We start from the raw sequence: 12,325 nt of genomic DNA, 5'->3' as shown, positions 1-12,325 counted from the left end.
TCTGCCCCGACTGACCAGGAAGGGGACGAGCGACATGGCCATGCAGGCCCGTGAAATCGAGGCGATGATCAAGGAAGCGCTGCCGGACGCCAAGGTCGAGATCCGCGATCTCGCCGGGGACGGCGACCACTACTCGGCGATCGTCATCTCGGAAGCCTTCCGGGGGCTGACGCGGGTGAAGCAGCACCAGCTCGTCTACAACGCCCTGCAGGGCAAGATGGGCGGTCAGCTTCACGCGCTGGCTCTGCAGACCAGCGCCCCGGCGTGACCGACGACCGGCTGCAGCGCCGGGGTCTGCCGGGCCCGGCCGCTTCGGCGCTTTTTTTTGAACCAACCCTAGTGTAACCCGGGCCTTGAACCCGGCATGCGAGGAACAGAACGATGGCCGAGCCTATCCATGCCTTCATCGACAACGAGGTGAAGTCTAACGACGTGGTGCTCTTCATGAAGGGCACCCCGGACTTCCCCATGTGCGGCTTCTCCGGCCAGGTGGTGCAGATTCTCAACCACCTAGGCGTGCCCTACAAGGGCATCAACGTGCTGGAGAACGACCAGCTGCGTGACGGGATCAAGACCTACACCAACTGGCCGACCATCCCGCAGCTCTACGTGAAGGGCGAGTTCGTGGGCGGCTGCGACATCGTCCGCGAGATGTTCCAGCAGGGCGAACTGCAGAGCCATATGTCGGGTGCCGGCGTGCCGGTGAAGACCAGCGTCTGAGGACGGCCGGGAGGTGTCGGGCCGACAGCCCGTCACCGGCCAGCCGACAGGCAGAGCCTATCTAAGACGCCCCGATCGATCCCTGATCGATGCCCAAGCGCCGGCCGCACCCTCGCGGCCGGCGCTTCGCGTTTCGGGGAGGCAGGGCCGTCCCGGTCGGCGTCGCGCTGGCGGTAGGGCGAAGAAGAGAAAATTCGTCGGTGGCATGGAACCGGAAGGGTGGGAAGGCGGTTCTTGATGTGCGGGTGGGGATTTTCCCGCGACATCAGGGACGTGATCTCGCGCGCATCATTGCGCGCCGACGGTCAGCTCCCTTTCCGCCATCCGGCCACCCTCGTGGTGGACGGAGCCGTCCACACGGCGATGGAGTCATCGCCCCCCACCGCCCCATTGCCGGTGGACGGCAAAAACAAAGAGAGGCCACTCGAGTGATCGGGTGGCCTCTTCGGATTCGGGGATGGGATCTGGTCGGGGTCAGCCGGCGCGGTCGACGCGCGGCCCCTGCCCTCAGCCGCAGCTCCACGCCGTGCGCGGGTAGCCGTGCGGATCGGGAACGATGACTTCGGAGACGTCGCCGGAGCGATGGTGCTGGCGCGCGACCTTCTTGGCCGTGCAGACCGCCTCGTCTTCCGTGGCGCAGCGGATGCACGCGTCGTCGTCGCCCTTTACAGCCCACTGCTCGTCTATGGCGACAACGTAATACCTGTGTCTTGCCATATTTGCGTTCCTGTCGGTGTGCGCCCGTGAGTGCAGTGCCGTAATGTCAGACATCGATGCAGACGGTGCAACGGATTTTTCCCAAGCATTGGCCGTCACCGAACTGTTGCAGCGCAAGACGCTGCCCTCGGCTGCGTCAAATACCCAGCAATCCTGCGCGATTTGCAGCCACGAACAGGCTTAACGCGACAGTTTGGCGCGCGGGGCCGGGCGGTCGCTGCGGGGATGCCGAAATGGAACCTGATGGATCGGGGCGCGTTCTTCTGCGGAACACATCATGAACAAAGGATCCGTCATGGCGACCAACCCGAAACAGGACGATCATCCCGGTTCCAACACGGAGAAGGACCCGGACGCGTGGGTCTCTGGCCACGATCCGATGACCGGCGCACAGGCATCCTACTTGAAGACGTTGTCCGAAGAGGCTGGAGATTCGGACGCTTTTGCCGACGACCTGGACAAGGCGGAGGCCTCCAGGCGAATCGACGCCCTGCGCGAGAAGCTCGGCCGCTAGGCAGATCTCCGAATGCACGGAGCGGCCCCTATCGGCGCCGTCCTCGGCGACGGATGTCCCGAGACAAGAAAAAAGGCCGCGCGAGCGCGGCCTGAAGTCTAGGGAGGAAACGCCCGGATGGGCGAGGTCGGCCAGAGCCGACAATCCCCATATGCGCCCCGACTCCAGTAATTTCAAGGGCGAAAATATATCGATCTATGCCTGGAATTGAGGCAGCCCGGACGGGCGATCCGGTCCGACCGGCGGGTGCGCCTTCTCGCGGGGGCGAAAGGCAGCCGTCGCCCCCTCCCGGGCTCGCGAATCCTGCACAAAAAAGAAGCCGCCCGTGCGACGGGGCGGCTTCGATCATGTGGGCACTCTCGGTGAGCCAACCGCTCCGAAGGGAGCGGTGCCCGTCGAGGCCTGATCAGCGCGAGTAGAACTCGACGACCAGGTTCGGCTCCATCTGGACGGCGTAGGGCACGTCGCTGAGCGTCGGGATGCGCACGAACTTGGCGACCATCTTGGAATGATCCGCCTCGATGTACTCCGGCACGTCCCGCTCGGCGAGCGACACGGACTCAAGGACGATGGCCAGTTCCTTGGAACGCTGGCGGACCTCGATCACGTCGCCCGGCTTCACACGGTAGCTGGAGATGTTCACCCGCTTGCCGTTGACGTTGATGTGGCCGTGGTTGATGAACTGCCGGGCCGCGAACGGCGTCGGCACGAACTTCGCACGGAAAACCACCGCGTCGAGGCGGCTCTCCAGAAGGCCGATCAGCGCCTCGGACGTGTCGCCGCGCAGGCGCGAGGCCTCCTCGTAGACGCCGTAGAACTGCTTCTCGGAAATGTTGGCGTAGTAGCCCTTCAGCTTCTGCTTGGCGCGAAGCTGCTGACCGAAGTCGCTGAGCTTGCCCTTGCGGCGCTGGCCGTGCTGGCCGGGGCCGTACTCGCGCTTGTTGACCGGGCTCTTGGGGCGGCCCCAGAGATTTTCGCCGAGGCGACGGTCGATCTTGTACTTGGCGCTATGGCGCTTGGACATCGCGTATCCCGTTCTTAGTAGGATCGTTCTTCAGGACACACGCCCTCCTTTGCACGATCCGAAAGCGCCGCCCGAAGGCGATGCACGGAAAGGCCGACAGGACCGGGTGAGCGCGAGGCAGTCCGATCCACGGGTGCGTGAACGCAGACGCGGGCCCTTGAGGGACCCGCGCACGTTGGTGGGGTGGATAGACGAGGTCGGCCGCGATGTCAAACCCGGAGGGGCCGGTTGAGGCCGGAAAGCGGCCGGCGGTCCGCTCAGCCGGCGAAGGGTTCGGCGGACGGGAAGCCGAAGGCGGCGAGGAAGGCGGGAGCCGGCGCCCGGCCGGTGACGAGGATCCGCCGCCGGCCTGTACCGCCCCCCTCCCCGCCCGCCACCGTGACGACGCGGCGGGCGATGGCGGGCGCGGGATCGATCCAGTCGACTGGCCAGGGCGCGACGGCGGCGAGCCGATCGAGGACAAGGGGGAAATGGGTGCAGGCGAGCACCACCGTGTCGGTGCGGGCGTCGCCGTCGGTGACGAAGGACGGGGCGATCTCGGCCGCGAAGGCGGCGTCGTCCACCGGGTCGCCGGCAAGATGGCGCTCCACCAGCGTGGCAAGATGCGCGGACCCGACGAGGGTGAAGCGGCAGTCCTGGCCGTGCTCGCGGATGAGGTCGCGGGTATAGTCGCGCCGGACCGTGCCGGGCGTCGCCAGCACGCTGACGAGCCGGCTGCGGCTCGACTGCGCGGCCGGCTTCACCGCCGGTACCGTGCCGACGAAGGGCACGGCGAAACGGGCGCGGAGCGGCGGCAGAACCAGGGTGGAGGCGGTGTTGCAGGCGATCACGACGGCGGCCGGGTCGGCGGCCGGCAGGACGCGGTCCATCAGCGACTCCACCCGGTCGACGAGGGCGTCGGGCTCCAGGTCGCCGTAGGGAAAGACGGCGGTGTCGGCGAGGTAGAGGATGTCGGCGGCCGGCAGGCTCGCGGCGATCTCGCGCACCACGGAGAGGCCGCCGACCCCGCTGTCGAACACGACGAGCCGCATCCGTCTCTCCTCAGTCGCCGTCCGGCTCGGGTGCGGCGATCGGCGGATCGCCGGCCGGATCCGGCTTCGGCTTGCGCGGCTGGCCCTTGGGGCGGCTCGGCCGGTGCGGCCGGTCCTCCAGGGTGGCGATGATGCCGCGAAGGGTGCGTACCTCCTGGGCGGTGAGCTGCACCCGCTGGAAGATGGCCCGCAGGTTGCGGATCATGGTCTCGCGCTTTTCCGGCGGACGGAAGAAGCTGCGCTCTTCCAGCGACGTCTCCAGGTGGTGGAAGAAGTGGATGAGCTCTTCCTTGGTGGCGGGCGGAGAGCGGTCCGGCATGCGGAACGGCAGGCCGCCATCCTCGGCCTCGAAACCGGCCTTCCGCCACTCGTAGGCGATCACCAGCACCGCCTGGGCGATGTTGAGGGAGGCGAACTCCGGCACCACCGGCAGGGTGAGGATGTGGTCGGCGAGCGCGATCTCGTCGTTGTTGAGGCCCCAGCGCTCGCGGCCGAACAGGAGGCCGGTGCGCACCCCGTCGGTGCCGAACGCGCGCAGGCGGCGGCCGGCCTCGACCGGACCGACCACCTCCTTGGTGAGATCGCGGTCCCGCGCGGTGGTGGCGTAGACGAAGCCGAGATCGGCCACGGCCTCTTCCACGGTCTCGAACACGGTAGCGGCCGCGATGACGTGATCGGCCCGGCTCGCCGCCGCGACGGCCTTCTCGTTCGGCCAGCCGTCGCGCGGGCGGACCAGCCGCAGGTCGGAAAGGCCGAAGTTCGCCATCGCCCGGGCCGCGGCGCCGATGTTTTCACCCATCTGGGGTTCGACAAGCACCACGACAGGAGAGACGGTGGAAGGATCGGGCACGGAACGGCTCGTGTGGGTCTGCTGAGGGGAACGATCGGACGGTGTTAGGCGGGCAAGGGACGGAAGTCCAGACCCCCTGCCCCACGCGCACAGGCGGGTTGGCTGGCCCTTGGAGCCGCCGACCGCCGGTTCGGTAGGGCCCGGGCGTCCAGGATCGGCGGGCGGATGCCCCGTGTCTCCGCCAGAGGTCCGGGCATGGCGCGGGGTGCCGGACCGCCGCGTCCAAGTTGCCGACAGGACCTGACAAAGCTGACGACGCTTGCTCCATTTGTGTTACTTTAGGTCAATTGGACGCAATCCGCGCGTGAAATCGAGGCCGTCACCTGTTTTGGTGACCGCTCTTCCTGAACAATGCTCTATGTCTTTTCCTTCGTTGATAGCTAATGCTGTATTTTTTCCGGAGTGGGGGCTTTGGGCAATGCCGCGGGACGGAACATCGACACGGGAACGCATCGTCGCTGAAGCAGGACGTTTGTTCGAGGAACGGGGGCTATCGCAGGTCAGCCTGGAGGATGTGGCCCGGTCGGCGGGGATCACCAAGCGCGGCCTGCTCTACCATTTCGGCAAGAAGGACGACCTTGCGGCCGCCTGCGTGACGGCGGAGCAGCACCCGACATTGAAGCGGATCAAGGACTGGGCGGGCGGCGAGGAGGCGGATCTCTCCATGGAGGCCCGCATGGAGCGCCTTCTCTCCCACATCGGCGACTGGATCGACAGCGGCGCATGGTCGGAGTTGGGCTTCATCCGTTTCGCCACCGAACTCGGCGCCCTGCCCAACCACCCGGCCCGACGGCTGGCCGTGAGCGGCAAGAAGTCCGTGGAGCTTTGGTTCGCAGCGCTCCTGAAGGCGGAAGGGCGCGACCCGAGCGACGCGCGGCTGCTGGCCGTGCTGGTGGATGGAGCGCTGGTGCAATCGCTCGTGCACCGGGACGGATCCTACGCCCGCGATGCGATCCGCGCCGCCAAGGCACTGTTCCGCGAGCGGCCGGTCGCCTGACGGTTGGACGCCGAGCGCACCGGCTTTCGTCGCCTGGCCCTGGCGGTTTCACCCTGAGGGCTCGGCGCGTCCGGTCCGGTCAGCCGGAGCCCGGCAACACGGGCTGTCCTGCGCCCTTCGCCATCAGGGCCCGGACCCGGTGGACGAAATCGGCTTGCTTTTGCGGTGGCAGCGACTCGGCGATCACCGACAAGCGGCCTCTGAAGCCGGGATCCTCCAGATAGCGGCGGGCGACCATCTCCACGGTGGAGTGTTCGGTGAGAAGCACGGCGACATCCCGGTCGGCGGCGGCTGTCACAGGGGCGGGCAGCGGCGTGCCGGGCCGGTCGAACACCTGGAAGCGCAGCCGGGCGAGCCAGGCCTCCGCCGGGTTCGTCGCGACGGAGCGCATATAGGCGTCATGCGCGCGCGCCTCTTCGCCGGTTCGTAGGGCCGTGCCGGCGGCGATGTACCAGCCGTAGGCGAAGTGCGGCGACGCGGCCACCGCGGCCTCGGCCATCTGCTGACAGACGTCCAGCACGGCCGCCTGACCCAGCCCCCTGCCCTCCCTGTCGACAAGGCTGGCGGGATCGAGCTTCACGCACCGGTCGAGGTCCATCTTGAGGGCGGCAAGGCTCACGAACGGCTGGCGCACGCCGGCCTTTTCGGCAAAGACCGGATAGACCTCGGCGTCGTCCGCGAACTGGTCCACGAACGGCGCCAGTTCCGCCGGCACGATCAGGGTTGCGGTCGTCACAAGCCCCACGGCGGCGAGCCCGAACAGGCCGAGGACAATCTGATCCAATCCGATGCGCATGAGAAGGCCCGCTTCTTGTTGTGCGCCGTTGGTTAGCCAACACTGCGGTCAATCGCAATGCGAATTTTCGCGATGCCCGATCTCTTCCTTCAGACTGTGCGCCAGACGCTCGGGTTGGCGGGAGACTGCACGCCGATGTAGCGGTAGGGCACCGCGTTCCACGACCGGATCTCGTCGGTCATGTTGTCGAGCACATAGTCGCCGGCGGAGGTGCGGGCGATCAGAATGGCGTGGTAGAGGCCGTCGCGCATGCGCACCTTGGCGATGAGCAGCGCCGAGGACGGCCAGCCGGCCTTCAGGAGCCGCTGCTGCTTGGTGAGGGCGTAGTCCTCGCAGTCGCCGGCGGAGACGTTGGCCTGCCAGTTGTCCGGGCTGCCGGCCGCTTCGGAGACCGGGCGGATCTGGCGGTTCACGGCAAGGTTCACGGTCACGATCGCCTCGGCGACCGCCGCCTCCATCTCCACCCGGCCATCCTTGGTGACCGACACCGACTTCGCCTTGCGGGGCGCGCAGGCGCTCCGATCCCGGGCGCAATAGAAGACGAAGCCGAGCGGCGGGGAGGTCTCGGCGCCGAGCGCGATCTTGCCGGCCTTCGGCAGGGTCGGAAGGTTTTTCGGCAGAGTGGGCATGAGGGCGTGTGCCGAAGGCGCGAGGGCCAGGAAGGCGGACAGGGCCAGGGCGGCGCGGAGAATTCGCATGAAGAGCACCTTTTCCGTTCGGTGCACCCATGAAATCACCCATGTCAGAATTATCAATTAAAAGAAGGGGATAAGCGAAGCTTGCCGGGCCCGTGACGATTTGTGTCGAATTGGACGGAGCGGCGAAGGCCGGTCTGCGGTCGCGGGCTGCAGCCGCGGCACGGCGGCCACGATCAGGGGGACCCGCCGACGACGGGGCGGTCGGACTGGGCCGTGCCGATCGCCAGGAGGGCGAGGAAGAAGAGCACGACGGACGGGACCTGCAGGCTGAAATCGACCGCGGAATGAACGCCCGCCACCAGGACGGCGGCAAGCGCCGTCACCGCGTAGGGCCAGCGGGTGCGGTTGCGGACGGCGCCCACGCAGCACCGCGCCGTGAGCGCGAGCACCGCCAGGATCGGAAAGCTGCCGACGATGAAGCCGAGGTCGGACCAGAGTTCCACATAGAGATTGTGGGCATAGGTCCAGTTGGTGTTGACCCCGACCGCAGGCTCGCGGACCAGCGGAAAGGCCGTGGGAAATGTGCCGCCGCCCCAGCCGACGAAGGGCCGCTGGAGGGCGAGTTCGTAGGTCTGCAACACCGCCGCCCAACGGACCTCCCCGTCCCGGTCGACGCTGCCGACCCGAAGGATCAGCCGATCCGCATAGACGAGCGTGATGGTCGTGACGATCCCGCCGAAGGCTGCCAGCGCGACCAGCCGGCTGGCGAGCCCGTGCAGGCTGCGGGCGATGAGCGCGGCGAGCACGATCGACGGGCCGAGGATGACGAGGACGATGCCCATCCGCGACACGGATGCAAAGGTCGCCGCCGCCAGGATGCCGATGCCGCAAAGGTAAAGCAGGATGACAGGAGCCACGTCGAACCGCAGCCGTTCGCCGGTCCGGTCGGTGATCGCCAGGGCCAGAAGGCCGCTGCCGGCCACGGCGCCAAGGGTCATGAAGGTGGCGAGGGTGTTGCGGGAGAAGAAGGTGCCGGTGGCAAAGCCCTGGACGAACCACTTCGGGACCCCGAGGAAGCTGTCGTCGAGGGCGTAGAGCGAGGCGAGGGCCCAGAGGCCGTGCGCCACGGCGATCCAGAACAGGGTTTCCAGGAAGATGCGGGCACGCCCGAGCCGCGCGGCGACCTGCAGGCAGAGGAAGGTGAAGAGCACATAGGCGCCGTATCGGACGGCCTGGAGCAAGGTGGCTGCCGGATCGACGGAAATGCGGGCGGTGACCGGCGTGCCGAGCGCTTCAGCCGCCAGCCGGATGTTCTCATCCACCGCGAAGGGAAGTGGCAGCAGTTGCACGCCGAGCATGACGAGCGTGGCGAGCATGAAGGCGGTGGCGAGGGGAGCGCGGGACGGCGGAACACGAACGTTCGCGGCATCGAACCGGATCGCAAGGACATAGGCCAGGGCCAAAGCCCCAACGCCACCAGCAAGCAGGAGGCTGAAAAGCGGGGACGTCGATCCGAACGGGATCGGCGCCACGGCAACCAGCAGCGCCACCAGGATGGCGAAGCGGCGGTTGACCTTCGAGGTCGACGAGCCAGGAAGGCGACCGGATGAACGAGGCCCGCGGCTCGACCCGGACGGCGCGGCTTGGAGACTGCTTCGGGAAGCCATTCAGCGCGCCATCGACAGGAGGGTCCGGGGCCACGCAAGCCCCGGGCCGTGTTGTGGTCCCGGCCGGATCGACCGTCAGGCGAGAGGTATCAATAAACCGGGGTAGCGCCGGTCGGCAGGCCGGCGGTGTCGGTCGGCGACGGGCCCAGGGCGCCCTGCACGGCCGCCACGTCCACGCCCGGGACGCTGGTGATCGCCGACGCGATTTCGACGGTCAGGGCCGGGTTGGCCACACGAGCGGCGGACGCGATGGTGGCCGCCAGCGCCGGGTTGCTGGCGACGATCGTCGACAGCTGAGCAAGCGAGGTCACCGTCACCGGCACGCCGTTGATCAGAATCACGAAGGGCACGAAAGCGACCTGGGCGTAGGCGGCACCGGTGAGGACGACCGCACCGGAGAAGCCGCCGACGGCCATGGAGAGAGCCAGGGCGGAAGCGCCGAATGCGCGAGCGAATGTGTTGGTCATGGCAATCATTCCTTGTTCAATGCACTCGCTGCACACTAAGGCTCGCCTTCATGAGTGTCAAGTTTAGCAAGGTTAGATTCACCACTCAACGCCGGTCTTGGTTTACCGCGGCGCGCTCCGGACGGCCATCAGCGGCAGCGCCGACCAGCCGATCGGCAAATCCCATCATCCGAACGGTGACCTTTGCGGCCCGCCGCCTGCGGTGCTATGCAACCCCCCGGGCGCCGGTCCCTCGCCGATCGCCTCATCCCCCGCGCCCGCCGGGCCCGCGCGAGCATCCCGGCCAGAAAATCCGCAAGACGAGAGGTCCCTCGCCCATGTCCAAGATCAAGGTTGCCAACCCGGTCGTCGAACTCGATGGCGACGAGATGACCCGCATCATCTGGCAGGCCATCAAGGACAAGCTGATCCATCCCTATCTGGACATCGACCTCCACTACTACGACCTTGGCATGGAGCACCGGGACGCCACCGACGACAAGGTGACCGTGGACGCCGCCGAGGCGATCAAGAAGCACGGGGTGGGCGTGAAGTGCGCCACCATCACGCCGGACGAGGCGCGCGTGAAGGAGTTCAACCTGAAGAAGATGTGGAAGTCGCCGAACGGCACGATCCGCAACATCCTCGGCGGCGTGATCTTCCGCGAGCCCATCATCTGCAAGAACGTGCCGCGGCTGGTGCCGGGCTGGACCAAGCCGATCATCATCGGCCGCCACGCCTTCGGCGACCAGTACAAGGCCACCGACTTCGTGGTGCCGGGCCCGGGCAAGCTGACCATCAAGTTCGTCGGCACCGACGGCAAGACGATCGAGCACGAGGTGTTCGATTTCCCGGCCGGCGGCGTCGCCCAGGCCATGTACAACCTCGACGATTCAATCCGCGAGTTCGCCCGCGCCTCGATGAACTACGGCCTCAACCGCGGCTATCCGGTCTATCTGTCGACGAAGAACACCATCCTGAAGGCCTATGACGGCCGCTTCAAGGACCTGTTCCAGGAGGTGTTCGATGCGGAGTTCAAGGACAAGTTCGCCGAAGCGAAGATCACCTACGAGCACCGCCTGATCGACGACATGGTGGCCTCGGCGCTGAAGTGGTCCGGCGGCTATGTGTGGGCGTGCAAGAACTACGACGGCGACGTGCAGTCCGACACGGTGGCGCAGGGTTTCGGCTCGCTCGGCCTGATGACCTCCGTGCTGATGACGCCGGACGGCAAGACCGTGGAGGCGGAAGCCGCCCACGGCACCGTGACGCGCCACTACCGCACGCACCAGCAGGGCAAGGAGACCTCCACCAACTCCATCGCCTCTATCTTCGCCTGGACCCGCGGCCTCGCCCACCGGGCCAAGCTCGACGACAACGCGGAGTTGGCGCGCTTCGCTTCCACGCTGGAGAAGGTCTGCATCGACACGGTCGAAGCCGGCTTCATGACCAAGGACCTGGCGCTGCTGGTCGGCGCCGAGCAGGGCTGGCTCTCCACCACCGGCTTCCTCGACAAGATCGACGAGAACCTGCAGAAGGCGATGGCCTGAGCGGGCGACGGGGCGTCGGGCGTCTAGCTTCGGGCTTCGGGCTTCGGGCTTCGGGCTTCGGAACAGGAAATGACACTGAGCGGCGGGCTGAAAGGCCCGCCGTTCGTGTTTCCGTGCCGGGCGGAAGAGCCGTCAGGCGGGGGGATCGGTGTCCGGGTCGGGCGAGCCGGCGATCTCGGCGGCGGAAATGTCACCCTTCGGGGTCACGGCCTCGCCCTGGAGGCGTTCGCGGGCGACGGCGCGGACGTGGCGGGCGATCTTCGGGCGTCGGTGCATGAGATGGTGGAAGTCGTCGGCGTCGAGCACCAGGAGGCGGGTCGGCGCCAGGGCGACCACGTCGGCGGAGCGCCGTGCACGGCTCAGCACCGCGATCTCGCCGAAGAACTTCCCCTCCCCCATGACCACGGCCTTGCCTGGAAGCTGGATCTCCACCTGTCCGGCGACGATGAAATACATGGAGGTCGCCGGCTCGCCCGCATAGGTGATGACCGTGCCGGCGCCCACGCTCTGGGCGCGCAGGAGCCGGAGCACGTCGGCCACCTCGGCGGCGTCGAGCTCGGAGAAGAGCGGCACGCGGGAGATCATGGACCAGGTCACGATGAACTCGCGCTGGCGGATCTCGCGGGCGAACGCGGTGGCGATGACGCCGACCGGCAGGGCGAACATGGTGAAACCCAGGACCATGGTGATGCCGGCAAGCACCTTGCCGGCCGGCGATATGGGAACGGCGTCGCCGTAGCCGACCGTCGTCAGGGTGGTGACCGCCCAATACATGGCGGCCGGGATCGAGCCGAAGACAGTCGGCTGGAGATCGCCCTCGAGCGCGTGCATGAGACTGGCGACGGCGACGATCAGCCCCATCATGATGACCCCGGAGGCCAGGATGGCTCGCCGCTCCGAGGCGATCGCCGCCGCCAGCGAGCGGATGCCGGGAGAGTAGCGCGCGAGCTTCAGGAAGCGGAGGAGCCGGAAGGCGACGGCGATTCCGGCATCCTCCAGGCCGAACAGGACGCCGATCACCGGCGGCAGGATGGCGAGGAGGTCCACCACCGCGAGCGGCTGGCGCAGAAAGGCGAGGCGGGCGCGCCATGGCGGCTGGCGCACGAGAGCCGGCTGGAGCGGAGCCACCCAGAGGCGGAGGCCGTACTCCAAGGCGAAGAAGAAGACCGTGCCGGCCTCGATACCGACGAAGAGGGTGCCGTGCGACGCCGCCAGGGACGGAACGGTGGCCAGCACGGCGGCGGTGACGTTGACGACGACCATGAGGATGATCGTCCATTCCACAAGGCGCGCGGTTCGGTCGCTGACGCCGCCGATCTCAAGCACCTCGAAGAGCCGCCGCTGCCACATGGTGCCCCGCCCCGGTTCGCATCAA

Annotated in this window: 14 protein-coding genes; 5 read left to right on the top strand and 9 right to left on the bottom strand. The window is 67.4% G+C overall.

Going from position 1 to position 12,325, the window contains the following annotated elements:
• Positions 1-34: 34 nt before the first annotated feature.
• Together BUQ68_RS09245 and grxD are read left to right on the top strand one after the other, a co-directional pair.
• A complete protein-coding gene (locus BUQ68_RS09245; protein ID WP_075215674.1) occupies positions 35-268 on the top strand; it encodes a BolA family protein in 234 nt (77 codons plus the stop codon).
• Between the two features lie 113 nt (positions 269-381).
• The gene (grxD, locus tag BUQ68_RS09240) at positions 382-720 is read left to right on the top strand and encodes a Grx4 family monothiol glutaredoxin (RefSeq protein WP_075215673.1); all 339 of its coding nucleotides are present in this window, start codon (positions 382-384) and stop codon (positions 718-720) included.
• 507 nt (positions 721-1,227) lie between these two features.
• Here the strand turns inward: grxD and BUQ68_RS23660 are convergent.
• Positions 1,228-1,437 carry a DUF2188 domain-containing protein gene (locus tag BUQ68_RS23660; protein WP_075215672.1) on the bottom strand — a complete coding sequence of 70 codons (210 nt, stop codon included), beginning with the start codon at positions 1,435-1,437 and terminating at the stop codon, positions 1,228-1,230.
• Between the two features lie 295 nt (positions 1,438-1,732).
• Here BUQ68_RS23660 and BUQ68_RS09230 point away from each other — a divergent pair, with 295 nt between their 5' ends.
• Positions 1,733-1,951 carry a DUF3072 domain-containing protein gene (locus BUQ68_RS09230; protein ID WP_095407314.1) on the top strand — a complete coding sequence of 73 codons (219 nt, stop codon included), beginning with the start codon at positions 1,733-1,735 and terminating at the stop codon, positions 1,949-1,951.
• A 406-nt stretch (positions 1,952-2,357) separates the two neighbouring features.
• On the opposite strand, the gene rpsD is transcribed toward BUQ68_RS09230, so the two are convergent.
• The 3 genes from rpsD to BUQ68_RS09215 all read right to left on the bottom strand — a co-directional run bounded on the left by rpsD (position 2,358) and on the right by BUQ68_RS09215 (position 4,856).
• Complete coding sequence (gene rpsD / locus BUQ68_RS09225; RefSeq protein ID WP_075215670.1) at positions 2,358-2,975, bottom strand: 30S ribosomal protein S4; 618 nt, start codon at positions 2,973-2,975, stop codon at positions 2,358-2,360.
• 257 nt (positions 2,976-3,232) lie between these two features.
• The gene (gene murI / locus BUQ68_RS09220; RefSeq protein WP_075215669.1) at positions 3,233-4,006 is read right to left on the bottom strand and encodes a glutamate racemase; all 774 of its coding nucleotides are present in this window, start codon (positions 4,004-4,006) and stop codon (positions 3,233-3,235) included.
• Positions 4,007-4,016: 10 nt separating this feature from the next.
• Positions 4,017-4,856 carry an RNA methyltransferase gene (locus BUQ68_RS09215; protein ID WP_075215668.1) on the bottom strand — a complete coding sequence of 280 codons (840 nt, stop codon included), beginning with the start codon at positions 4,854-4,856 and terminating at the stop codon, positions 4,017-4,019.
• Positions 4,857-5,214: 358 nt separating this feature from the next.
• Here BUQ68_RS09215 and BUQ68_RS09210 point away from each other — a divergent pair, with 358 nt between their 5' ends.
• Positions 5,215-5,853 carry a TetR family transcriptional regulator gene (locus BUQ68_RS09210; protein ID WP_083656429.1) on the top strand — a complete coding sequence of 213 codons (639 nt, stop codon included), beginning with the start codon at positions 5,215-5,217 and terminating at the stop codon, positions 5,851-5,853.
• Between the two features lie 79 nt (positions 5,854-5,932).
• On the opposite strand, the gene BUQ68_RS09205 is transcribed toward BUQ68_RS09210, so the two are convergent.
• The 4 genes from BUQ68_RS09205 to BUQ68_RS09190 all read right to left on the bottom strand — a co-directional run bounded on the left by BUQ68_RS09205 (position 5,933) and on the right by BUQ68_RS09190 (position 9,430).
• A complete protein-coding gene (locus BUQ68_RS09205) occupies positions 5,933-6,649 on the bottom strand; it encodes a hypothetical protein (protein WP_075215666.1) in 717 nt (238 codons plus the stop codon).
• An 89-nt stretch (positions 6,650-6,738) separates the two neighbouring features.
• Positions 6,739-7,347, bottom strand: coding sequence for a transglutaminase-like cysteine peptidase (locus tag BUQ68_RS09200; protein WP_075215828.1), 609 nt, complete (start codon positions 7,345-7,347; stop codon positions 6,739-6,741).
• A 173-nt stretch (positions 7,348-7,520) separates the two neighbouring features.
• Positions 7,521-8,750 carry an O-antigen ligase family protein gene (locus tag BUQ68_RS09195; RefSeq protein ID WP_175577772.1) on the bottom strand — a complete coding sequence of 410 codons (1,230 nt, stop codon included), beginning with the start codon at positions 8,748-8,750 and terminating at the stop codon, positions 7,521-7,523.
• A gap of 293 nt (positions 8,751-9,043) precedes the next feature.
• On the bottom strand, positions 9,044-9,430 hold the full coding sequence (locus tag BUQ68_RS09190) for a hypothetical protein (protein ID WP_139315184.1): 387 nt from the start codon (positions 9,428-9,430) through the stop codon (positions 9,044-9,046).
• A 308-nt stretch (positions 9,431-9,738) separates the two neighbouring features.
• Here BUQ68_RS09190 and BUQ68_RS09185 point away from each other — a divergent pair, with 308 nt between their 5' ends.
• Positions 9,739-10,950, top strand: a complete 1,212-nt coding sequence (locus BUQ68_RS09185; RefSeq protein WP_075215663.1) for an NADP-dependent isocitrate dehydrogenase — start codon at positions 9,739-9,741, stop codon at positions 10,948-10,950.
• A 132-nt stretch (positions 10,951-11,082) separates the two neighbouring features.
• On the opposite strand, the gene BUQ68_RS09180 is transcribed toward BUQ68_RS09185, so the two are convergent.
• Positions 11,083-12,300, bottom strand: a complete 1,218-nt coding sequence (locus BUQ68_RS09180; protein ID WP_075215662.1) for a cyclic nucleotide-gated ion channel — start codon at positions 12,298-12,300, stop codon at positions 11,083-11,085.
• Positions 12,301-12,325: the final 25 nt, after the last annotated feature.

The organism is Mongoliimonas terrestris (assembly GCF_001927285.1).
In the GTDB taxonomy this organism is placed as follows: domain Bacteria; phylum Pseudomonadota; class Alphaproteobacteria; order Rhizobiales; family Pleomorphomonadaceae; genus Chthonobacter; species Chthonobacter terrestris.
The sequence above is the reverse complement of the archived record's forward strand: the minus strand, read 5'-3'. Positions and strand labels throughout refer to the sequence as shown.

Excerpts from the sequence above, each read along its gene's own strand:
- BUQ68_RS09210 (WP_083656429.1), top strand. The coding sequence starts at position 5,215 with ATGTCTTTTCCTTCGTTGATAGCTAATGCTGTATTTTTTCCGGAGTGG.
- BUQ68_RS09185 (WP_075215663.1), top strand. The coding sequence starts at position 9,739 with ATGTCCAAGATCAAGGTTGCCAACCCGGTCGTCGAACTCGATGGCGAC.
- BUQ68_RS23660 (WP_075215672.1), bottom strand. The coding sequence starts at position 1,437 with ATGGCAAGACACAGGTATTACGTTGTCGCCATAGACGAGCAGTGGGCT.
- BUQ68_RS09200 (WP_075215828.1), bottom strand. The coding sequence starts at position 7,347 with ATGCGAATTCTCCGCGCCGCCCTGGCCCTGTCCGCCTTCCTGGCCCTC.
- BUQ68_RS09245 (WP_075215674.1), top strand. The coding sequence starts at position 35 with ATGGCCATGCAGGCCCGTGAAATCGAGGCGATGATCAAGGAAGCGCTG.
- grxD (WP_075215673.1), top strand. The coding sequence starts at position 382 with ATGGCCGAGCCTATCCATGCCTTCATCGACAACGAGGTGAAGTCTAAC.
- murI (WP_075215669.1), bottom strand. The coding sequence starts at position 4,006 with ATGCGGCTCGTCGTGTTCGACAGCGGGGTCGGCGGCCTCTCCGTGGTG.
- rpsD (WP_075215670.1), bottom strand. The coding sequence starts at position 2,975 with ATGTCCAAGCGCCATAGCGCCAAGTACAAGATCGACCGTCGCCTCGGC.
- BUQ68_RS09230 (WP_095407314.1), top strand. The coding sequence starts at position 1,733 with ATGGCGACCAACCCGAAACAGGACGATCATCCCGGTTCCAACACGGAG.
- BUQ68_RS09205 (WP_075215666.1), bottom strand. The coding sequence starts at position 6,649 with ATGCGCATCGGATTGGATCAGATTGTCCTCGGCCTGTTCGGGCTCGCC.
- BUQ68_RS09190 (WP_139315184.1), bottom strand. The coding sequence starts at position 9,430 with ATGATTGCCATGACCAACACATTCGCTCGCGCATTCGGCGCTTCCGCC.
- BUQ68_RS09180 (WP_075215662.1), bottom strand. The coding sequence starts at position 12,300 with ATGTGGCAGCGGCGGCTCTTCGAGGTGCTTGAGATCGGCGGCGTCAGC.